Genomic DNA, 21,436 nt, shown 5'->3' with positions numbered 1-21,436 from the left:
ACAAATTTCAGTTGCATTTTCAGATAATCCGGATAATACTGAAGATTATGGCGCTGATTACAGCACTGATGGGGACTGTAATTACCCAGGCTGCGGCGATCCCCTGGAGGGTTTGAAATTTAATTGATTTGAGGTTTTGTACAAGTCCAATACCCACTACACCACCAACAAGCGCATGAGAAGTGGATACAGGTAAACCTAACCGAGAAGCTAGTAAGATGGTGGTGGCGGTGGCGATTTCGGCACAAAATCCGCTACTGGGTTGTAGAGAGATGATATTTTCGCCGATGGTAGCGATGACTTTTTTACCCCAGATGGCTAATCCTGCAACAATTCCCGCACCTCCAAAGATCATAATCCAGATAGGGATAATTATCCCATTGTTGGGGACGGTATTTGTCTGATTGATGTAGAAAATTACTGCTAAAGGTGCGATCGCATTTCCGACATCGTTTGCACCATGTGCGAAAGCGACGAAGCAAGCACTTAATAGCTGGAAGCGTGCAAATAGTTGTTCAATGGGGTTGGTGATTGGTGATTGGTGATTGGTGATTGGGGAGTTAAGTTTTTTCCAACTATATAATGTAAGTCCTATTACGCCTATTGCACCAGTAAATATGGGGATGTCGTGGGAGGGGATGTTTAAACCGATTTTCTCACTTAAAAAGTTTGTCAGTGGTTGGGTTAAGGTGGGGAGAACTATTACACCAAATATACTTAGTAAAATTGCACTTAACCAGGGAATCCATTCTTGTAGTTGTAAGCGGGGATGAGGTTGGGATAAGATCCATTTTTTAATAAGACTGTAAAAAAAAGCTGCGATTGTGGCGCTGATGACTGGTGTTAATATCCAACCAATGGTAATTAAACCAATAGATGACCAATCTATAGCGTTTTTTCCTAATGCTACCCAGGTAAAACCAGCGATCGCACCGACGACTGCATGAGATGAGGAAATGGGTAAACCGAGTGAGGTGGCTATTTGTAGCCATACCCCTGCTGATATGAGGACTGTTATCATCCCTAATACTAGGGTTTGGGGTGTGGTGATGAATAAGTCGGGGTTAGCTATTTTTGTTCCTAGTGTTTCTGTTACACCATGTCCGAATAATACTGCACCTGTAAATTCTAAGATGCCGGCGATGATGATGGCTTGTGTCAGGGTGACAGCTTTTGATCCTACGGATGTTCCCATTGCGTTTGCTACGTCGTTTGCACCCAGGTTAAAGGCGACGTATAAGGATAAAAAAGCGATTATAATCATTAAACTCTTGATTATGGTACTTTATGTATTTTATGCTCATTATTCCCATGTACCATAAAATCTATAATGTTGGTAATATACTGAGATTATTCAATAAGGCGATCGCTCTTTTTTGTTATTTTGATAAATCAATATTTTTACTATCTTCATTCAACCCTAAATGTAGGGGTTTAGCATTGCTAACCTCCTACATTTTAATTAGATTTTAGATACTTTTATTGACAAACCCGCCAATTCTCTATTTGTAAATTAGGTACTCTTTGAAATTCTCTAACATTGGAAGTGACAACAATATGATGATGACTTAATGCGGTTGCTGCAATGAGTACATCATCAGCACCAATAGGAGAACCTGCTATTTTAAGAATACTTCTAATGTCAGCCGCTTTCTCTGCTTCTTGGGCAGTGAAAGGTAACACTGTAATTGAAGTAAAAAATGTTTCAATTAAAGGCTGAATTTTAATGGCTTTCTGAGGATTAATTGCTAATCCATATTTTACTTACATCACGGTTAAAGATGAGATGAAAATATCACTAGGATAAATTAATTTTATTTGTTTTAATGTATTTTGTTCTCCTTTAACAAAATCACTCACTACACAAGTATCTAGGAGATAACCCATAATTAATCTGTAATTAAAGTTCTATTTCTGGAGGTGGTAATAATTCATCTCGATAGGATTCAAAGATGATATTATCTGCTATACCTTGATGGTTAATAATTATTTCTGGCCAAGTGGTGGGTTTGGTTGGTAAGAATGTCACAAAAACACTGCTTTCTGTAATTCCCTGGGGTGTTTGTGAAAGTTCTATTTTGCCGTTTTTATAAATTCCTAGAATGGTTTGTAACATAGATTTTTCTGAGGTAGTAGTAAAACGATTAGGACTAGCTTTAGTATAATCAAAATTATACTCTGATAATAAATCATTGTTCATAAATCTTTTCTCTGTTTAAATATTCTTGTTTGATATCCAGTTTAAAGGTAGGAAAATGATACTTACGTTTTTTGATGGGAATAAAAGTAAATTCTTCTAAATAGGGTTTGCTGAATAAACCTAAAACCTTGATATATCAAAGGTTAGAGGCTGATAAACACAGAAATTAGTGCAAGGGTTTTGAAGGGTATACCGGAAAAAGTGTGCATTTTTTGGGATTTCAAGAGATGGCAAAGAAATTTTCCAATCTCCTCCTGACTCCTGACTCCTGACTCCTGACTCCTATGCCCTCACGGAAAGACTTTCTCAGCAACCCCTAAATAAAGTCGTGTTGCTTCTTTTAAACCTGTTATTGCTTGTTCTATTGTTTCTCCTTGATCTACTGTACCCACTTCTGGACATTCAGCGATATACATATCATCTTCTTTGTAAATTATGACTGTGAAACTGCGAATTTTCATAGTTTTTATTATGGTTACATTTAGGTTTATTTTAACATTAAATGTAGGTGTTTAGCAATGCTAAACCCCTACAAACTATTGATATAATTAATCTTGCCAATTTTGTTTTGCTCTAGCGAAAATTTCCTCAATACTTTGATCTTGATATATCGTTTTTGAGATTTCTACATAATCAGTAGGGGTTTTATGTAGCAATGTTAAGAAACGCATAGCTGCCGCTGAACCAAGAGATTCATATAGTGCTTTGATGCCTTTGATTTTTATTTCTGTATCATCCATAATATTATTGATTTCCATAGTTTTCGTTATTCCTAATATAATCAATTGGGTTCATGATGGCTATTGCTAACTCTAATTTCTGAGCTTGTTTCTTGAGACTATCATCACAAGTTAAGAAAAAATCGGCTTGAATAGAAACCGCACAAGCTAAGTGTAGAGCATCTTTACTCGATAGATTAACTAACTGCTGGAACAAAAGAGCTTGTTCTGCTATTTCAGTTTTTGGAGGTACTTTTATTTTACACAAACTCACCATACCCAAAACTGAATATTTACGATCCAGAAAAGGGCATAAATTTGTTTCGTCTTCGTGTATAAAAGACCACGCAAGAGTTATTTTTTCTGTTTGAGCTTGAATGAATATTTCTTGACAAGCTGCACTCTCCATTTGGATTCTAATTTGTCTTGGATCATCAAAACCACGTTGAAAGCAGTTATAGTCTAGGTAGGGTTTGCTGAATAAACCTAAAACCTTGATATATCAAAGGTTAGAGGCTGATAAACACAGAAATTAGTGCAAGGGTTTTGAAGGGTATACCGGAAAAAGTGTGCATTTTTTGGGATTTCAAGAGATGGCAAAGAAATTTTCAAATCTTCTCCTGACTCCTGACTCCTGACTCCTGACTCCTATGCCCTCACGGAAAGACTTTCTCAGCAACCCCTAGGTAAATGAGAGTCATGTTTCATATTTGTAATTTCATTACTACTTTTTTATATTAAAAATAGCACTTTCTAGTATTATCACATCAAATGTAAGGGTTTAGCAATGCTAAACCCCTACAATATTATCATTATTTCAAGCTGTAGCAAACTCTGTGAAAACTCTTTTACTGGGATGATGAAAACCCAAAACAATATCATTTTGCGGTATTCCTGCTGATAGTAAATCATCAACTATACATAAATCTGTAGCATCTTCTTCTACCCAGACTTTGCCATTTTTTATGGTAAAATAAATGATGATATGCTGTATTTGTTTTTTATCTTCCCAACCAAAACGAAACCAAATATATTGATCTCTAGTTTCATCAAATGCTAAACGTTCACTAACTTCAAATTCACTATTTTTTGAAATTCGAGTATTGCTTATTTCGTAATATTCAGTCAATATTTTTTTGATAATATTCCGGTATTGTTCTAGTTTATCCATTTTTGAATTTCCTCCTTTTCTGTATTAACAACTATTAACAGCAGATGATTTTCCTGAATTACAGCTTGTACAGATTTGCGTTGAAAAAATTTCTCATAGACAACATCATCAATAGCTAAATAGAGTTTATATTCTGGTGCTGTAAGTTGAATGAGATTCCGATATACAATATATTGTCCCAAGGCGTTATGAAAATCATACATCAGCGATTTGCTAACAAAACTTTTAATTTCCACAACTATTTTCTGTCCTTGACGTTCTGCTGCAATTGGTTTTTCTGCTGCTAGGTCTGCGTATAGTTCAGCATCTTCATATTTGATAATATAAGGATCATCTGTGATAGTCCAACCGTCTTTTATCAATGCGTTTTTGACTTCGTTATGGTAGATATCTTTGGCTGGCATATTGGCATTATTTAATTATACTCTAATTGTAGTTTCAGGTAAGGGAAGTTAGCAATTCTTGATTCTCGGTTAGCAGCAGCAGCTAGTCGTTGTGGTGTTAGTTTGGTTGTTTTTGATTAGTTTAACTCATTGGTAGGGAATAGAAGAGAAATTCAGGGATGAGAATATTAAGTTATAGTTTATTTAATAATTCCTGTGCTTTTTGAGCATTTTGTGTATCGCCTTGCTGTTGCAATAGTTGTTTAGCAGTTTCTAAATCATCAATCGCACCTTTTTTATCTCCTAAATCAGATTTAGCAATTCCCCGGTTGTAGTAGGCTTTGGCATCTTGAGGATTAATGGTGATAGCTTGAGTATAATCAGCGATCGCACCTGCTGTATCTCCTAGATTATATTTAGCATTTCCCCGGTTGTAGTAGGCGATGGCATCTTTAGGATTAATAGTGATAGCTTGAGTATAGTCATCAATCGCACCTTTTTTATCTCCTAATTCAGCTTTAGCAACTCCACGGTTGTAGTAAGAATCAGCATCTTGAGGATTAATTGTGATAGCTTGAGTAAAATCATCAATCGCACCTTTTTTATCTCCTAATTCAGCTTTAGCAAGTCCACGGTTGTAGTAGGCATTGCCAGATTGAGGATTAATTGTGATAGCTTGAGTAAAATCATCTATCGCACCTTTTTTATCTCCTAATTCAGCTTTAGCATTTCCCCGGTTGTAGTAGGCATTGGCATCTTTAGGATTAATCGTGATAGCTTGAGTAAAATCATCAATTGCACCTTTTTTATCTCCTAATTCAGCTTTAGCATTTCCCCGGTTGTAGTAGGCATGAGTAAAATCATCAATTGCACCTTTTTTATCTCCTAATTCAGCTTTAGCAACTCCACGGTTGTAGTAGGCATTGCCAGATTGAGGATTAATTGTGATAGCTTGAGTAAAATCATCAATCGCACCTTTTTTATCTCCTAATTCAGCTTTAGCAACTCCACGGTTGTAGTAAGAATCAGCATCTTGAGGATTAATTGTGATAGCTTGAGTAAAATCATCAATCGCACCTTTTTTATCTCCTAATTCAGCTTTAGCAACTCCACGATTGTAGTATGCTTTGGCATCTTGAGGATTAATTGTGATAGCTTGAGTAAAATCATCAATCGCACCTTTTTTATCTCCTAATTCAGCTTTAGCAAGTCCCCTGCTGACGTATGCTTTGGCATCTTGAGGATTAATAGTGATAGCTTGAGTAAAATCAGCGATCGCACCTGCTGCATCTCCTAATTGAGCTTTAGCAATTCCCCGATTGACGTATGCTTTGGCATCTTGAGGATTAATTGTGATAGCTTGGTTATAATCATCAATCGCACCTTTTTTATCTCCTAAATTAGATTTAGCATTTCCCCGGTTGTAGTAGGCTAGAGGATCTTGAGGATTAATTGTGATAGCTTGGTTATAATCATCAATCGCACCTTTTTTATCTCCTAAATTAGATTTAGCAATTCCCCGGTTATTGTAGGCTTGGGCTAATTGAGGATTAATTGTGATAGCTTGGTTATAATCATCAATCGCACCTGCTGTATCTCCTAGATTATATTTAGCATTTCCCCGGTTGTTGTAGGCTGTGGTATATTGAGGATTAATGGTGATAGCTTGAGTAAAATCAGCGATCGCTTCTTGATATTTTTTCAAGTCACCAAATAGTTCTCCTCGCATTTGATAAAGCACAAAATCTTTTTGTTTATCTTTTTCTGCTTCTAAAATTGCTTCGTTAAGTGCCTGTATGCCATTTTCATATTTTTTTAATTGCTGAAACATAAAACCCTTTAATAAATAAGATCGGTAAAAACTAGGTTGTTCTCTAATTGCTATATTTATAGCATTTAAAGCTAGATCATACTTTTTTTGTATGAACAAAATCCAAGCAACATTATAATAGGCTTCCCAAGAGTTTGGATCTTTGCTAACTGCATTTTCCATCGCTTTAATAGCATTTTCTGTATTACCAGTTCGCCATAATTGAATACCATAGGTTAGCCATTGTTTTCCACTATCATTCACAGCATCAGGTGGGGAAAAAGTTCGTAATGATGCTAAAATAGTAGGATGTATATCCGCTGTTGTAGGTGCATTTTTAGCAATATTTAATTGAGGTTCAGGTAATTTCCATAAACCATCTTGTTGATAAAATAAAAAACTCTCTATAGACAACCCCAAACTATATCCTAAAACATTTGTTTCTGCGAAATTATGAATCCCAACTAATCGCCCTTCTGTATCCCAAATACCTCCCCCACTCATGCCTGGATACCCTTCATTACTATATGCTAATTCATAACCTCTCGGTTTTGCCCAAGCCTCTCTACTATCTTTAGTTAGCATTTCCCCCACACTAAACAAAGAAGGATGATTTAACTCTTCTCCTTTCCAACCATAAAGAAAAACATTTTGTTCCTTTAACTCATAATCCCCCAAAGTAGCAACTTGATAAACCTGAGAACTACGAAACTGTAAAACAGCCATATCAAGTCCATCTCTTTTACGAATAGTCTGATTATCCACCTGATATACTTGTTTATCAGGTGCAACAACTTCATACTCCTGTTTATTTTCCACCACATGAGCAGCAGTTAACACATAATAAATATCCTTATCCTTAGCAATAATTACCCCGCTACCAATACCACCATCAGCTTTTTTAATCTGCACCGAAGACAGTTTAGCAATATCTAAAACCTTAGCCGGAATACCCCCAATTTTCCTAATCACCCTCTCAGGAAATAAAGCTAAATCAGGTGCAGCTTCATCTACTAAATTAACTGCAATACCCCAACTATAATTACCCCATTCCTTTAAAGTCTTCTCATCAGGTTGTTCACCTTGTAAATAGCGAAAATCAGTTTGTAAAACCGGATTAGCAAGTTTACTATTTATCCCCACCAAATAACCCTTTTCATTAATAATTGCTCCCCCACTCATCCCCTGTTGAATATCATTATTATAAGCTATTTGCTGTCCTTTAATTAACGGCTGATTTAAAAATAATTTCGCTGTACCTGTGGTAGTTTGCAAATTACCTTTTACATATCCTCCAGCAAATACCTTTTCCCCTGGTTTAATATTCTCTTCCCCTAAACCAGCTACTAAATAAGTCGTTTCACTGCTAAAAGTCAACCTTGCTAAATCATATAAATCATCTTTTTTATTATCTTGTCTATCTAATTTTGAAAATTCCACATCATGAACTTGATTATCTGGAGTGACAACTTTCACAGATTTAGCATTTTCTATCACATGAGCATTAGTGAGAACAGTATAAAACCCGTTCTGCTTTTTGATAATTGTTCCTGATGCGGTTTCTCTGTCATCTACTATGACTTTTACAGTAATTTCTTTTAAGATATTATTTAATTCTGATTCTGATAAAGTCCCTGGTTTGCGTGCGAATAGGGAAGAACTACAACCAGTGATAATAATCGGAGAAGCGGGAAATAGGAGGAAGAAGAATAGGAAAAGATGGGATAATTTATAGAGGTTTTGAGGTAATTTCATAGATGGTACTCCTGGTATTTGATAATCTGTAATTTTGGCTACATTGAATAATTTTTGTTGGGTTGCGCTGTCGCTTAACCCAACCTACAGTTTTTATTGATTAGGTTGATTTTGTTGCAACCAATTCTCTAAATCTGACACAACAGAAAAATCTAACAAATCTTCAGCTAATGTTTCTATTTGTTCTCTAGTTAACCCTTCAATTTTTGGTAATAACTCTTGAGGAACTATACCAAAACGACGGTTTAATAGTCGCATAACAAGGTTTCTTTCTCCTATTTCTAATCCTTGCTCTTTCCATTCTCTAACTGCTCTAGGTTCTTCGGTTGGTATTAACATAGCTTCTATTTCCTCTCGACTGAATTTGAATTTGTAAGCAATGATCTTTGTGACTAAATCTATTATCGCTTCTTGCTCAAAAATGTCCACCTCAGTATTTTTTGTCTTTCTGAGTAAAAATTGAGCCGCTTCTATTGCTTTATCTTCAGGAGTCGTAGTTAACAACATTAACCCTATTCCTAAAGGTTGGTTTTCTAAATCTCCTAACTCATCCAAATAGATTCTTTTAACTTTGTAACTATCTACCAATACATCATGAATCTGGTAATTAGATGGTTCTAAACTCCGGGATGGGAAAATTATCACACCATACCAGTTATCATACCTCACTTGACTACGATAGAGAAATATCATTATTTCAGTAAAGAAACGATGATACAAATCTGGATCATCTTGAAATTGCACTTCGGCGAAAAATGCTATTTTGGGATTAGCATGATCTGGAGGTAAAAATACTCCATCAATTCTAAATGCTGTTTCTTTAACTTCGATAGAGTCAAATTGATATTCTGCTGCTGTGGGTGGTTTTTCGTCTACCAGTTCAAATATTAAACTGGGAAATTGTTTGAATAATTGATAAAAAATTGTATCCCGTCTCATGGTAGATGCTATTTATCCTTATTAGAAATTTGGTGGTAATTAAATTTGAATAAACTAAAACCCTTGTAGGGACAATTCATGAATTGTCCCTACGATAATTTTCACTAGATGTCTATTTATTAAACACCTTGAAAATATCCACAGTACAAGTTAAATTAGCACCTGTTTGTTTTGGTAATGCACAGGAAGAATTTTGATATGCACTGGAAGCATCACCATTTAACACCGCAGTAAATTTTTTCAATTCATTATCAGCATCATCTGATTCTAATAATGTTAAAATCAAAGTATGACATTCTTTTCCTGTGGTGGTACACAAAGACTTAAATCTTTGATTAGGATTATTTTCCGCTTCCGAATAACCCCAAGTTAAAGTTGGCAAAGTTCCATTATCATAAGCATCTTGTAATTTTGGTGTGACTTCTTCACATCTCCGTTGTGGAGGAAAACCAGCTTTTACAAAGTCGGTGCGTTTCCAAACTATTAAATCTTTTGTTTTATCTTGATATTTAACTTTGGTTGTGTGTTCTCCATCATTGTCTGTTTCACAGAAGAAAACCACTTTTTCTGATTTTTCACACGCTGTTAATACAAGGTTTAAACCAAACAGGCTGATAAATAACAACCACTGATAATTTTTCATAATGGCAATTTTGGGTATACTCAATCATATCATGTTCGGTTAAATACTTATCATATTTGTTGAAGCTGGTAATAGGTAATGGGTAATAGGTAATTGGGACAAGGTAATTATTAACCAACGATTTATATAGTAAGTGATTACCCGAACTTGATATCATTACTGGTATTATAGTATATTTTCATGAAATTATTGTATATTTTTTTTTGTAAATAATTATTGAATTAATCACCTCGTTCCTAGTCTCCAGGCTGGGAACGAGATAAGGATATAATAGGGGTAGGTATGAGGGCGCTACTCCTACAGTTTAATTAGTTTAATTAATATCTGTTACCCAAGCTTTAATTACATAATCTCCTAATCCCTCATTTTCTGATTTAATTTTTAATTCATACTCACCTTTTTCTACCATAATCGAAGCTGTAAAATTATTATCTTGAGTTGTCACATCTTCTACTTTCATAAAACTCTTATTTTCTAATTTACTAATTGTGAAAATAGGACGAAAATCTTTACTGACTATTTCCACTGTTAAATATTGTCTTCTCTCACTTTTAAATCTGTAAACATCAAAATGTTTACCACTGACTAATTCTTTTTGATCAGAGGATATCAATTGACCTATTTTTTCTGTACCATTAGCTATTAATTGTTCATTCGGTTTTGGCAATATGTAGATGACAGCTATGACTACACTCCTAATGAGGATCATTCCTGAAATTCCCAGAATTATTAATTTAATTAATTTCCAGGGAATAGGAGGTTTGGGGGGGTTGGGTGGTGGTGTTTTAGTTCGTGTTAATGCTGTTAACGCTTCCTGTGCATTTTTAAAGCGCTTTTTATAGTCTTGACAAATCATTTTATTTAAAAAATCAGCAAATTCAGCACTCACATTTGCTTTGGTTTGCCAATCTGTGGCTAATGTGGGTATAAAATAAGGATCTTCTCCAGTGATTGCAAAAATTCCAATCATGCCGATAGAATAAATATCACTAGCAAAAGATACCAATCCTAATACAATTTCTGGGGCAATATATCCCTGTGTTCCTCCTAAAATAGATCCAATTTTTGTCCCTGGAACTGTGATTTCTTTCACTAAACCAAAATCAATGATTACTAATTTATGATCTTCACTTCTGCGAATAATGTTTTCTGGTTTGATATCTCGATGAATGACTGCATAACTTTTGTTATTAGTGATCTCTTGGATATATTCAAAAACTTCTAAAATTTCTATCAATAAAGATTTAACTTTATCTTCTGTTAATTTGTTTCCTTGTTTAATTTCTGCTGTTAAAGGATGTCCTTCTATATATTCCTGTGCATAAAATTCTTCTCCTAATTCTGTAAACTGTTCATGCATGGTAGGAATTTGATTATATGTTTCTCCCAGGTTGGCTAAAGCTTGGGTTTCTCTTCTAAAAAGTCGTAAATATTTATCCCAAACATGATTAATTTTCTCTTGTTGTTCTGCTATTGGTAAATGTTCAATTTTCAATTTTTCAGCTGTGGGTTTTTTCAGTTGTTTGATAACTAAAATTCTTTGATTGGGATGATTGCGATCTCTAACTTTATAGGTAATACCAAATCCGGTTTTAGTAGATAAAATTTCTAGGATTTGATAACGTTCTCGGAGAATAGCACCAATGGGTAAAATGTTATTCATATTGATGTGTAATTTTGTAAATTTTTATGCCAATCTAGCATTTTTAAAACAAGAGCAATTTTGCTGTAAAATAAACCTGTCAAATAAATGTTACATCACAAATACTCAGATCCCCGACTTCTTCAACAAGTCCAGGATCTATATCTCGTAAACACTAAAATCATCACTAAAATCATAATGAATGAAATTTATACAACTGATGTCTTAGTAGTCGGTGGGGGAACAGGTGGAACTGCGGCCGCTATTCAAGCAGCGCGGAGAGGTGCTAAAACTATTCTTGTCAGTGAGTTTTCCTGGTTAGGTGGAATGTTAACATCTGCTGGCGTATCTGCTCCTGATGGTAATGAATTAAAATCTTTTCAAACTGGTTTATGGAGATCATTTCTTAAAGAATTACGCAAAAGACAACCCGGAGGTTTAGATAATAGTTGGGTGAGTTTTTTTAGTTATCAACCCCATATAGGTGCAGAAATTTTTGCAGACTGGGTGAGAGAATTACCGAATCTGCAATGGATTTCCGGGAAAGTACCGTTAGAAGTTTTACGCAACGCAGATTGTATTGCAGGTATCCGCTTTGCAGATTTCACAGTTTACGCCCAAGTCATCCTTGATGGTACAGAATTAGGAGATGTATTAGCTTTAGGAGATGTTCCTCACCGTTGGGGATGGGAACTTAAATCAGAGTATGGAGAACCTAGCGCCCCAGAAACTTTTAATGATCTGACTGCAAAATACTCTGTACAATCACCGACATGGATAGTAGTCATGCAAGATTTTGGGGAATGTATCGCCCCAGAAATTACCAGAGCGCCTAATTATGATCCATCTTTGTTTACAGGTGCTTGGGATAATTATGGACCAGAAAAATTTTTAAACTATGGACGATTGCCCGCCAATTGGTTTATGATGAATTGGCCGATTTGTGGCAATGACTACGGCCAAAAAGCCAACCGTTTGCTAGAGTCAAAGATAGCAAGACGTGAGTTTTATCAAGAATGTTTCTGGCATAGTCAAAACTTTGCCCATTATATTCAAACTCACCTTGGTAGACGCTACGGTTTAGCCGAAGGAGTTTTTCCTAGTCTCTCTCCAGCTTTTGCACTTCATCCCTATTTTCGGGAAAGTCGCCGCTTAGAGGGACTTGTTACTGTCTCTGAGCAAGATATTCTGCCCATTGGAGACGGTCGAGTTGCAGCTAAGTTTGATGATGCGGTTGCTATTGGAAACTACGCCAATGATCACCATTATCCGGGTGTTAAGTTCTCACTACAACCTAAGTCTATTCGCTGGGGTGGACGTTGGACAGGAACACCTTTTACTATTCCCTACCGTTGTTTAGTTCCCAAATCTACGGATGGTTTGCTGGTGTGTGAGAAGAATATTTCTGTCTCTCACATTGCTAATGGAGCAACTAGACTACAACCTGTAGTTATGGGTATTGGTCAAGCCGCAGGGATGGCCGCTGCTCTCTGTTGTGAGTTAAATTGTCAGCCCAGAAATTTACCAGTCAGGATGCTGCAAACAGCTTTATTGACAGATGAGCGATCGCCAACAGCAATTGTTCCCTTGTTCAATTTACCAATCTATCATCCAGAATGGTTAAACTGGCAAATTCATTATTTGAATCACCCAGAAACTTATCCTCTTGATGGTAATTGTCCTTGTTTATCAGTTGATCAGTTTGATAATTCTCATCTTGATTGTTTCATAGGAATTTTTAATTGCTTAGGGCAACAAGATTACAGATTTACTATCACAAACCCAACAGAATTATTACCTAAGACTTGGCAGATTGTAACTTTGGAATCATCTGTAGATGAGCAATTGCAAGTCTTGAGCCAAAATCAAAAGCTCAAAGTTTGGGGTCGAGCAAATTCATCTGGAAACTGGCTACTTGTCGAATATATCGACGAAGTATCAAATTGATTTTTTTACAGTTACATACAATACTTTTTTTCAAATTGTCCGGATCTTTAGATCAAAGCTAAGTATCAGTGAAGTAGAGAGTTCTAAAATAGACATCTACTATGCGTGCTGCAATTTCACTTTTAGTATCGAGTCTGGTATTCGGCTCCTTAGCTTTTAATTACGAAGCAAAGTTCACTAGCCTTTGCTGTTTGCTGATTGCTAATTTTGGTTCAGAAAAGCTATTTGCGGACAATTCTAAACCCGGTCCCAACCAACCAGAACAGCCAGCACCCCATCGCGGTAGTGGACGCAAAGAGTCAATGGAATTTTTTAGCAATATCCATTCCTTTGTTTAACCCTCATAGCTTCAGACTGCTTGTAGGAGAATTCGTTATCAGCAAAGCAATCAAGTTAGGGAATGACTGGGTGTTTATCGTTCTTGACACAAGTGATAGAACAAAGACATAGACAGTTAAAGCACTACATCACTCATCCAAAGTTCCAGATTTTATTTTCTTTGACAGAGATATAAACAGTTACAGCACTACATAACTCAGTCATCGTTCCAGATTTTATCTTCTCTGGCAGAGACTTAAACAGTTACAGCACTACACAAATGCACAAATAATCAACAGTTGAGTATTTCCTAAAAACATCCGGTAATTGTGGTAAACCTGGCGTAGATTCGGACTTAGTGCATCATATAGGTACTCATCCGCCCTTTTTCAACCGCTTCTGTGTTCCTTATAGTATCTACAAGTTGAAGAGGCAAGGGAGAAAACCACGGTGAAAATAGGATTGTTCTTGCTGTGATGAACCCGTCAAATTTGGTGTGATACCAAGCCAGTTGGAATATTGAGTATTGTTGGAAATTCATGGAACAGCCGATTAGTTTAGAGGCAGGTTCACACATCTATTAAGAGTAGTGAATACGATTTGTGACTCTGCCTCTACTATTAATTCAAAATCTCAAATCCCAAATTGGTGTGATGGACTGTTAGCAGTTATTTTCCTAATATTCTCCTGAACAAAATGAGTATTTCGGCTTTGCTTTAAGCTGGTTTATAAGCAATAAAATATTTGCTCAAAAAGTGAATTTGTGTCTCTATATTCTCAAAACCTGCTTTCTCTAACCGTTCTACTAAATCATCAGTAGTGTAATGTTTGTAGTATGGTTCATGGAACATTTTTGAGAAACCATTCATCATCTCAGCAAATTCTGGTGAATCACTCATTTGAATTGAATCACAGATAATAAAAACTCCTCCTGGTTTGGTGACTCGAAAGCATTGCTCAATCACTGTTTGACGCACTGCTGCTGGTAACTCATGGCAGAGGAAAACAGACGTTACAGCATGGAAATAATTATCTAGATAAGGTAATTCTTCGGCATTTGCTTGCAAAAGCTGAGGCAATTCGCCGGGATTTTCAGATAAGATTTGATTAGCCTTCCGCAGATAAGCTGGTGATAAATCTGTACCGAATAAAGATGCTTCAGGCATAGCTGATCTCATCAACTTCAGAGTTCGCCCCGTGCCGCAAGCTACATCTAAAATGCGGATTTGTTTTTGAGAAATTCCCTGAAATTTTTGCAGTCCACGTTTCAGGGGTGCTAAAATACGTCGTCTCATCGGATCAGCTGCACCACCAAAAAGAAGCTCTACCTGTAAATCATATAAGTTGGCAGAGGATTCGCTTAAATAACCATCGGTTTGGTGATGGAAGTTTTGCAAATAATAACTAGGGTATCCTTCTTGATCTGTTGTTGAAGAGAAATCTTGATATCTACCTTGTGTGATGCGTTCCCATACCTGGGGTAAATCTAGCCAAAGCAGTGGATAGTTAACAAAAAAGTCTGCCCACTGATTATCAAATAACACACTTTCAGGATATATCCCTTTTTGGCTATCTTGCCAATCTGCTTCTAGTAGCAGGTTTAACCTGTTTTGTAATTTGGCGATCGCCTCTGGAGATGCTGGTTTCACCCGTCCTACTGTGGGGTAAACTACATTTTTTAATTGTGTACTTAGGAGTTTATGACCCAAGCTAAAGTAGTTTTTGCTGTGTTGCAGACTCTCATAAGTTAGCTTTGTCAAGTTTTTATACATAAATAATTCATTAAGTTTTGTGGACTTTAATTATTTTATGTAAAGAAATGTGAAAAATAAAGTCTTTTTTCTCATGGAGGTAGGTTGATGGCAACAAGTAGACAGAATTTAAACAGAACCTAAATTGTCTGTTATTGTCTGTTCTCAATTGCCAGTTTTCCCACTGAACCCAGCATAAATACTCATTTTCTGCCGATCAAAATGTTCAGAGGGATTTATCAAGTTAAAGGCTTAAACATCTTGCTAGGGAATGATTACAGCCTTTAATTTTATTAATTTTCCGCAACAGCGATCGCCTCATTTATAAATTTTTGTAACAAAAACTTGATTCAGTATTGTAAGTTACAGAATCTTTGGTACTATAAATATGTGAGGCAAAAAAAAGAGCTAGTCCTAAGCTGACTATTTTATAGACAAAACTATACTTATGTTGACAAGCATTGACATAAGTGAGTTAAAAAAATCGCCCACTTGATATATAATCCTGCGATATCAAGTATTGAATTAAGACTATTGCCAATGCGAAAACCAAGCAATGATAGCGGTAGTCTTTCTTGTAAATCTCAACTTGAGAAATATCGCGTCTGGCTAAGGCGTGCAAGTCTACTGAGGGATAACTGCTCCCATGCTCCCGTTGAAGTAGAAAGTAAAGTCTAGCTTTGTCTAGGTTTTATATACCAGTTAATCATCTAAAACATCTATTACTAAAAACTAGAGAGGACAAAAATATGTCTATTCAAGAAAAATCCCGCGCGTTAATGGTACGTCAACATCAGCAAGTTAAGAACCGTCAACAATCCATGCTGATGCGTGCTACCCAAGAACTCGGTCTTCCTGAAGAGCTATGTTATTATTGGAATCCCATTCAAGGGAAGGTAGATCCTACTACACAAACACTTTATAGCCGGAGTAGTGCAGCGATGAGCTAGTCCTAAGCTGACTATTTTATAGACAAAACTATACTTATGTTGACAAGCATTGACATAAGTGAGTTAAAAAAATCGCCCACTTGATATATAATCCTGCGATATCAAGTATTGAATTAAGACTATTGCCAATGCGAAAACCAAGCAATGATAGCGGTAGTCTTTCTTGTAAATCTTAACTTGAGAAATATCGCGTCTGGCTAAGGCGTGCAAGTCTACTGAGGGATAACTGCTCCCATGCTCCCGTTGAAGTAGAAAGTAAAGTCTAGCTTTGTCTAGGTTTTATATAGCAGCTAACAGTCTTGATTTGAGTAGATAGGTGTTAAAAATTGTCGTGACGCTGCAATCACTATTTTGGCGAAGGCACTAAAACAGACAGGCTATGAAATTGAAGAATAAAAAAGCCACCCTCTGAGGTGGCTAAAAATTGATAAGGGGTACAAGTAGGTTGTACTCCTTTTGCGTTTGATATCACAACGAAAACCGCTATACGGCTTGCAATTAGCAATCGTAATATAAGAAGAATTCGTAGGGATGAGGACGCAACTGCATTTGCTTAACTTCGTTAGCAAGCTTGTAGTCAATCCAGTTTTGGATGAAATCTTCTGAGAATACACCAGTTTCAGTTAAGAAAGCGTGGTCATTTTCCAATGCTTCCAAAGCTAATTCCAAAGAACCAGGAGTAGAAGGAATCTTAGCTAGTTCTTCAGGAGACAGTTCATAGATATTTCTGTCTAAAGGTTCACCAGGATGGATTTTGTTCTTAATACCATCAATACCAGCGCAAAGCATAGCTGCAAAAGCTAAGTATGGGTTAGAAGTAGCATCAGGACAGCGGAACTCTAACCGTTTAGCTTTGGGGTTGTCACCAGTTAAAGGAATACGTACAGAAGCAGAACGGTTTCCTTGAGAATAAGCCAAGTTAACAGGTGCTTCGTAACCAGGTACGAGACGTTTGTAAGAGTTTGTAGTGGGGTTGGTGATAGCCAATAAAGCTGGAGCGTGTTTGAGGATACCACCGATGTAGTAAAGACCCATTTCGCTCATACCTGCATACTTGTCACCAGCAAATAGGGGTTTACCATTATTCCAAATGGACTGGTGACAGTGCATACCAGAACCATTATCACCAAAAATAGGTTTGGGCATGAAAGTAACGGTTTTGCCGTATTTTCTCGCCACGTTTTTGATGACGTATTTGTAAGTCATTAACCAGTCAGCAGCTTCGATCAGCTTACCGAAGCGGAAACCAAGTTCACACTGACCACCAGTAGCTACTTCATGGTGTTGTTTTTCAATGGGTACGCCACATTTAGCCATTGTCAACAACATTTCTGTTCTGATGTCCTGGAAGGTGTCTGTAGGTGGTACAGGGAAATAACCTTCTTTGAAACGGGTTTTGTAACCCAGGTTAGGACCATCTACTTCACCATTTTTACCCTTTCTACCTGTGTTCCAACGACCTTCTACAGAATCTACATGATAGTAGCCTTCGTTAGCGGTTTGGTCATAGCGGACATCATCAAAGATGAAAAATTCCGCTTCTGGACCGAAAAAGGCAGTGTCACCAAGACCTGTAGAAGCAAGATAGTCTACTGCTTTTTGGGCAATCACACGGGGACAACGGTTATACCATTCGCCTGTGCGTGGTTCTTTAATGCTACAAATAATACTTAGAGTTGGTTCTGCCATGAAAGGGTCGATCCAAGCTGTGTTGGGATCTAACACCATTGTCATGTCAGATTCTTCGATACCCTTCCAACCCCGGATACTAGAACCATCGAAAGGTACACCGTCAGTAAATGAACTTTCGTCAATTTGGTTATAGTAAACCGTGAGATGCTGCCAAGTTCCTGGTGTATCAATAAACTTCAGATCGATCATCTGAATGTTTTGGTCCCGAATCATTTTCAAGACTTCTTGTGGCGTTGTCATTGTTACTCCTTCTGTAGCCAATTGTCTAAAATAAAATCAGTTTCTGCCAAAGCATCTTAACTGATATAAAAAAGCTAACTATTGCTAACGAAAGCCAGCTTTTGCTTCCTGTTTCATCCTAACTAAAAGTGTTGGAACTATTTAGTCCACAGGTGAACACGGTTAATTTAACCGCTTTTTCCTGAAATTAGTTGTAGCCAGACCATGACAGTCATAATTTTTACTTACCACAACTAGATGTAGAGACGTTATGTATAACATCTTTACTGGGATAAAATATATCCATAGTCACCAATTTACTACCATAATTGGCTAGTAGACCGGGTGAATTAACCCAAGTTTTGACACACCACCTTAGATATCGTAAAGAGTAGAGATAAGATAATTATGTATTTTTTGTTACAGATTGTCTGGTTTATAGGTTATGTTAACCTTTCTTGCTAAATCTGCACAAAACAAGAAACTTCATCTTATCGGGGTCAACTTTGGCTTAAAATCCTTATGTAATGGATGAATACTTTTGTGCCACAACTATTTTATGGCTATGGCACAAAACTTTACAGGTGCAAGAGTGCAACCAAATTAATATCAAACCATAGCATAGTCACGATTGGGAGAAATACAGAATGCGCGATGCAGTTACAACTTTAATTAAGAATTATGACGTAGCCGGAAAATATTTTGACCGGAATGCGATTGATAGTCTTACGTCTTATTTTGCAACTGGTACAGCTAGAGTACAAGCAGCAGCAGCGATTAATGCTAATGCAGCAGCTATTGTGAAACAAGCTGGTTCTAAGTTGTTTGAGGAATTACCCGAATTAATTCGTCCTGGTGGTAATGCTTATACAACTCGCCGTTATGCTGCTTGTTTGCGTGATATGGATTATTACCTACGTTATGCTACTTACGCGCTGGTGGCTGCTAACATGAATGTGTTGGATGAGCGTGTTTTGCAAGGTTTACGGGAAACTTATAATTCTTTGGGTGTTCCTATTGCTCCCACAGTGCGCGGTGTGCAAATTATGAAGGATATTGTTAAGGAGCAGGTAGCGGCTGCTGGTGTGCCTAATACTGCTTTTGTGGATGAACCTTTTGATCACATCACTCGTGAGTTGAGTGAACAGGATGTGTAATGGCATGAGGCAGGAAGTAGAAGGCACAAGGCAGGAGGCGTTAATGTCTTTTTCGTCATTTTGTTTTCATTGTCTGTTGATGTCTGCCATTTTGCGTTGATTAATTTTAGATATCAAAAGATTTTTGCGATCGCACTTTGGCTATTTAGTCAAGGTGCGTTTACTTTTTTTGATAATTATCAGAATCGGGATGTTTATTCAGGTGATGATAAAATAAAAAAAAGGGCGGTAAAATACCGACCAGGAGTATTAATATTAAATTAATGAAAACAGATACTATATTCTACCGCTTATTTCAAGAAATACCAAGTATTTTTTTTGAACTTATAGGACAATCTCCCGAATTAGCTGAAAGTTATGAGTTTTCATCTATTGAAGTCAAGCAAACAGCTTTTAGAATAGATGGAGTCTTCCTACCTCAAGAAACTACAGCAAATCCCATCTACTTCCTAGAAGTGCAATTTCAGCCAGATGAAGACCTGTACAATAGGTTATTTGCAGAAATATGTTTATATTTACGCCAAAATAAACCTAATTGTGGCTGGAAAGGAGTAGTAATATATCCTAGTCGTGCTATAGATGAAGGTAATATTCAGGACTATGAAGAATTTTTCCTGAGTCAAAGAGTGAGAGTAATTTATTTAGATGAAATTGAAGAAACAACATCATTACCCATTGGGATTGCTACAATTAAACTAATCATTACCAATGAAGAAAAAGCTATCACCCAAGCTAGGGAGTTAATTAACCGTACCAAACAAGAGGTTAAGTCTCAACCCAAACAACAACAAATATTAGACATTATCGAGACAATTTTAATTTATAAATTTCCAAGAATGAATAGGGAGGAAATAGAATCAATGTTTGGACTCAGTGATTTAAAACAAACTAGGTTTTATCAAGAAGCACGTGAGGAAGGTTTAGAGGAAGGTTTAGAACAAGGTTTAGAACAAGGTTTAGAACAAGGTTTAGAACAAGGAAAACTCGAAGCTAAATTAGAAGCTGTTCCTGGTTTGGTAGGATTAGGTTTAAGTCAGGAACAAATTGCTCAGGTTTTGAATTTAAGTATTGATGAAGTGAGGAAAATTGTAGAGAAAATGTCAAGGTGATACGTGATAGTTGATTGATGGAATTTGTCAGAATCAGGATATCCAGGATTTGAGGATTTTCAGGATTTTGATTTTTCTGGTAATAGCGATCGCACTTTGGCTTTTTTAGCAAGGTGCGTTTTTTATTGTCTGAATCAGGATGTCCAGGATTTGCGGATGTACAGGATGTTGATAAGCTATTACAATTACAAGCTTGTTGCTAATATTCTCTAAAATAAAACTATAAAATAAAACTATAATTATTTACTGATGTATAAGTTAAGTTATGTTTGCGCTGATATCACCAGAAAAAACCCAAATTCCTGCCGGTGCTGTGGTGCGGATACCTGGAACATGGGAAGAGTATCAAACTTTATGTCAACAACGGGGCGATCGCACAATTCCACGACTAAAATATCGAAATGGGGAAGTAATCATCATGTCACCTTTGCCAAAACATGGACAAGATGCTCATGTTATCGCCAGTATAATTACTACTCTACTCGATTATGTTCAGTGGGAATTTGATGCTTTTACCCCCATAACGATGGAACTTCCCGAAGAAAGTGGAATATAACCAGATTATTGTTTTTATATTCATAACTGGCAAGCTATATCTAGCAAAAATCGGATTATTTGGACAGTTGATCCACCACCTGATTTAGTTCTAGAAATTGACGTTACCAGTTATACTCATATCAACGATTATCTACCTTATCAAGTTCCAGAAATTTGGCTGTATAAACAAAAGCAACTGTTAATTTATCAACTTCAGCAAAACAGCTATTTACTTCAAAGCTACAGCCACTATTTCCCTAATTTTGATATACATGAGATTGTTGAACAGAGTTTACAAACTGCCTATAACCGCAATACAAGTGCAGCTATACGAGAATTGAGGAAATTTCTGAACTCTGCTGAGATGTAAAAAAAATCGTTTTTTGACGACAAATGTACTTAGTAGAATAAACCCACATTCTGCACCACTAACTGTCACAGATCAAAAAAGTAGTCCCATATCATAAAAAACTGAAAATACTCATCATTAATTA

Annotated in this window: 20 protein-coding genes and 1 pseudogene; 6 read left to right on the top strand and 15 right to left on the bottom strand. The window is 36.5% G+C overall.

Annotated elements, in window-relative coordinates:
* Window positions 1-19: 19 nt before the first annotated feature.
* The 13 genes from H6F45_RS10390 to H6F45_RS10335 form a co-directional block, all read right to left on the bottom strand.
* Window positions 20-1,264, bottom strand: coding sequence for an inorganic phosphate transporter (locus H6F45_RS10390; protein ID WP_190347132.1), 1,245 nt, complete (start codon window positions 1,262-1,264; stop codon window positions 20-22).
* 215 nt (window positions 1,265-1,479) lie between these two features.
* Complete coding sequence (locus H6F45_RS26510; RefSeq protein WP_268932454.1) at window positions 1,480-1,728, bottom strand: PIN domain-containing protein; 249 nt, start codon at window positions 1,726-1,728, stop codon at window positions 1,480-1,482.
* A gap of 36 nt (window positions 1,729-1,764) precedes the next feature.
* Entirely contained in the window at window positions 1,765-1,887 is a 123-nt protein-coding gene (locus H6F45_RS27005) for a hypothetical protein (protein WP_265586224.1), read from the bottom strand.
* A 13-nt stretch (window positions 1,888-1,900) separates the two neighbouring features.
* Window positions 1,901-2,116: a hypothetical protein gene (locus H6F45_RS10380; protein ID WP_190347137.1), complete on the bottom strand. Its 216-nt coding sequence runs from the start codon at window positions 2,114-2,116 to the stop codon at window positions 1,901-1,903.
* Window positions 2,117-2,490: 374 nt separating this feature from the next.
* Window positions 2,491-2,661, bottom strand: coding sequence for a type II toxin-antitoxin system HicB family antitoxin (locus H6F45_RS10375; protein WP_137669543.1), 171 nt, complete (start codon window positions 2,659-2,661; stop codon window positions 2,491-2,493).
* Window positions 2,662-2,748: 87 nt separating this feature from the next.
* A complete protein-coding gene (locus H6F45_RS10370) occupies window positions 2,749-2,958 on the bottom strand; it encodes a hypothetical protein (protein ID WP_016953185.1) in 210 nt (69 codons plus the stop codon).
* A complete protein-coding gene (locus tag H6F45_RS10365) occupies window positions 2,945-3,328 on the bottom strand; it encodes a PIN domain-containing protein (RefSeq protein ID WP_199301792.1) in 384 nt (127 codons plus the stop codon). The genes H6F45_RS10370 and H6F45_RS10365 overlap by 14 nt, the downstream gene beginning before the upstream one ends.
* A gap of 408 nt (window positions 3,329-3,736) precedes the next feature.
* Window positions 3,737-4,090 carry a XisI protein gene (locus H6F45_RS10360; protein WP_190347131.1) on the bottom strand — a complete coding sequence of 118 codons (354 nt, stop codon included), beginning with the start codon at window positions 4,088-4,090 and terminating at the stop codon, window positions 3,737-3,739.
* Window positions 4,078-4,494 (bottom strand): XisH family protein, encoded by a 417-nt coding sequence (locus H6F45_RS10355; RefSeq protein WP_190347130.1) that lies wholly within the window; start codon window positions 4,492-4,494, stop codon window positions 4,078-4,080. Before H6F45_RS10355 ends, H6F45_RS10360 begins: the two co-directional genes overlap by 13 nt.
* Window positions 4,495-4,666: 172 nt before the next feature.
* A complete protein-coding gene (locus H6F45_RS10350) occupies window positions 4,667-8,038 on the bottom strand; it encodes a serine protease (RefSeq protein WP_190347129.1) in 3,372 nt (1,123 codons plus the stop codon).
* A 93-nt stretch (window positions 8,039-8,131) separates the two neighbouring features.
* Complete coding sequence (locus H6F45_RS10345; protein WP_190347128.1) at window positions 8,132-8,977, bottom strand: DUF2887 domain-containing protein; 846 nt, start codon at window positions 8,975-8,977, stop codon at window positions 8,132-8,134.
* A 112-nt stretch (window positions 8,978-9,089) separates the two neighbouring features.
* Window positions 9,090-9,620, bottom strand: coding sequence for a COP23 domain-containing protein (locus H6F45_RS10340; RefSeq protein WP_190347127.1), 531 nt, complete (start codon window positions 9,618-9,620; stop codon window positions 9,090-9,092).
* Between the two features lie 313 nt (window positions 9,621-9,933).
* Window positions 9,934-11,283 (bottom strand): serine/threonine-protein kinase, encoded by a 1,350-nt coding sequence (locus H6F45_RS10335; protein ID WP_190347126.1) that lies wholly within the window; start codon window positions 11,281-11,283, stop codon window positions 9,934-9,936.
* Between the two features lie 177 nt (window positions 11,284-11,460).
* Between H6F45_RS10335 and H6F45_RS10330 the strand changes: the two genes are divergently transcribed.
* Window positions 11,461-13,209, top strand: a complete 1,749-nt coding sequence (locus tag H6F45_RS10330; RefSeq protein ID WP_199301791.1) for an FAD-dependent oxidoreductase — start codon at window positions 11,461-11,463, stop codon at window positions 13,207-13,209.
* A gap of 101 nt (window positions 13,210-13,310) precedes the next feature.
* Window positions 13,311-13,547: a hypothetical protein gene (locus H6F45_RS10325; RefSeq protein WP_190347125.1), complete on the top strand. Its 237-nt coding sequence runs from the start codon at window positions 13,311-13,313 to the stop codon at window positions 13,545-13,547.
* A gap of 696 nt (window positions 13,548-14,243) precedes the next feature.
* Here the strand turns inward: H6F45_RS10325 and H6F45_RS10320 are convergent.
* Window positions 14,244-15,299, bottom strand: coding sequence for a class I SAM-dependent methyltransferase (locus H6F45_RS10320; protein WP_190347124.1), 1,056 nt, complete (start codon window positions 15,297-15,299; stop codon window positions 14,244-14,246).
* 728 nt (window positions 15,300-16,027) lie between these two features.
* On the opposite strand from H6F45_RS10320, the gene H6F45_RS10315 reads away from it, so the two are divergent.
* Window positions 16,028-16,228, top strand: a complete 201-nt coding sequence (locus H6F45_RS10315; RefSeq protein WP_096567254.1) for a hypothetical protein — start codon at window positions 16,028-16,030, stop codon at window positions 16,226-16,228.
* A 498-nt stretch (window positions 16,229-16,726) separates the two neighbouring features.
* Here the strand turns inward: H6F45_RS10315 and glnA are convergent, their stop codons facing one another.
* Window positions 16,727-18,160, bottom strand: a complete 1,434-nt coding sequence (gene glnA / locus H6F45_RS10310) for a type I glutamate--ammonia ligase (RefSeq protein WP_190347123.1) — start codon at window positions 18,158-18,160, stop codon at window positions 16,727-16,729.
* A gap of 626 nt (window positions 18,161-18,786) precedes the next feature.
* Between glnA and apcB the strand changes: the two genes are divergently transcribed.
* The 3 genes and pseudogenes from apcB (at window position 18,787) to H6F45_RS10295 (ending at window position 21,312) form a co-directional block, all read left to right on the top strand.
* Window positions 18,787-19,296, top strand: a complete 510-nt coding sequence (apcB, locus tag H6F45_RS10305; protein WP_096567250.1) for an allophycocyanin subunit beta — start codon at window positions 18,787-18,789, stop codon at window positions 19,294-19,296.
* A 263-nt stretch (window positions 19,297-19,559) separates the two neighbouring features.
* Complete coding sequence (locus tag H6F45_RS10300) at window positions 19,560-20,405, top strand: Rpn family recombination-promoting nuclease/putative transposase (protein WP_190347122.1); 846 nt, start codon at window positions 19,560-19,562, stop codon at window positions 20,403-20,405.
* Window positions 20,406-20,670: 265 nt separating this feature from the next.
* A pseudogene (locus H6F45_RS10295) lies at window positions 20,671-21,312 on the top strand (Uma2 family endonuclease).
* Window positions 21,313-21,436: the final 124 nt, after the last annotated feature.

Source organism: Sphaerospermopsis sp. FACHB-1194 (genome assembly GCF_014696235.1).
GTDB lineage: Bacteria > Cyanobacteriota > Cyanobacteriia > Cyanobacteriales > Nostocaceae > Sphaerospermopsis > Sphaerospermopsis kisseleviana.
This window is presented reverse-complemented; position numbering and strand designations above follow the sequence as displayed.

What these genes read in the sequence shown, in the direction of transcription:
- H6F45_RS10375 (WP_137669543.1), bottom strand. Translation starts at nt 2,661, where the DNA reads ATGAAAATTCGCAGTTTCACAGTCATAATTTACAAAGAAGATGATATG.
- H6F45_RS10345 (WP_190347128.1), bottom strand. Translation starts at nt 8,977, where the DNA reads ATGAGACGGGATACAATTTTTTATCAATTATTCAAACAATTTCCCAGT.
- H6F45_RS10325 (WP_190347125.1), top strand. Translation starts at nt 13,311, where the DNA reads ATGCGTGCTGCAATTTCACTTTTAGTATCGAGTCTGGTATTCGGCTCC.
- H6F45_RS27005 (WP_265586224.1), bottom strand. Translation starts at nt 1,887, where the DNA reads ATGGGTTATCTCCTAGATACTTGTGTAGTGAGTGATTTTGTTAAAGGA.
- H6F45_RS10370 (WP_016953185.1), bottom strand. Translation starts at nt 2,958, where the DNA reads ATGGAAATCAATAATATTATGGATGATACAGAAATAAAAATCAAAGGC.
- H6F45_RS10380 (WP_190347137.1), bottom strand. Translation starts at nt 2,116, where the DNA reads ATGTTACAAACCATTCTAGGAATTTATAAAAACGGCAAAATAGAACTT.
- H6F45_RS10330 (WP_199301791.1), top strand. Translation starts at nt 11,461, where the DNA reads ATGAATGAAATTTATACAACTGATGTCTTAGTAGTCGGTGGGGGAACA.
- H6F45_RS10340 (WP_190347127.1), bottom strand. Translation starts at nt 9,620, where the DNA reads ATGAAAAATTATCAGTGGTTGTTATTTATCAGCCTGTTTGGTTTAAAC.
- H6F45_RS10365 (WP_199301792.1), bottom strand. Translation starts at nt 3,328, where the DNA reads ATGGAGAGTGCAGCTTGTCAAGAAATATTCATTCAAGCTCAAACAGAA.
- glnA (WP_190347123.1), bottom strand. Translation starts at nt 18,160, where the DNA reads ATGACAACGCCACAAGAAGTCTTGAAAATGATTCGGGACCAAAACATT.
- H6F45_RS10355 (WP_190347130.1), bottom strand. Translation starts at nt 4,494, where the DNA reads ATGCCAGCCAAAGATATCTACCATAACGAAGTCAAAAACGCATTGATA.
- apcB (WP_096567250.1), top strand. Translation starts at nt 18,787, where the DNA reads ATGCGCGATGCAGTTACAACTTTAATTAAGAATTATGACGTAGCCGGA.
- H6F45_RS10315 (WP_096567254.1), top strand. Translation starts at nt 16,028, where the DNA reads ATGTCTATTCAAGAAAAATCCCGCGCGTTAATGGTACGTCAACATCAG.
- H6F45_RS10360 (WP_190347131.1), bottom strand. Translation starts at nt 4,090, where the DNA reads ATGGATAAACTAGAACAATACCGGAATATTATCAAAAAAATATTGACT.
- H6F45_RS10320 (WP_190347124.1), bottom strand. Translation starts at nt 15,299, where the DNA reads ATGTATAAAAACTTGACAAAGCTAACTTATGAGAGTCTGCAACACAGC.
- H6F45_RS10350 (WP_190347129.1), bottom strand. Translation starts at nt 8,038, where the DNA reads ATGAAATTACCTCAAAACCTCTATAAATTATCCCATCTTTTCCTATTC.
- H6F45_RS10300 (WP_190347122.1), top strand. Translation starts at nt 19,560, where the DNA reads ATGAAAACAGATACTATATTCTACCGCTTATTTCAAGAAATACCAAGT.
- H6F45_RS10335 (WP_190347126.1), bottom strand. Translation starts at nt 11,283, where the DNA reads ATGAATAACATTTTACCCATTGGTGCTATTCTCCGAGAACGTTATCAA.
- H6F45_RS10390 (WP_190347132.1), bottom strand. Translation starts at nt 1,264, where the DNA reads ATGATTATAATCGCTTTTTTATCCTTATACGTCGCCTTTAACCTGGGT.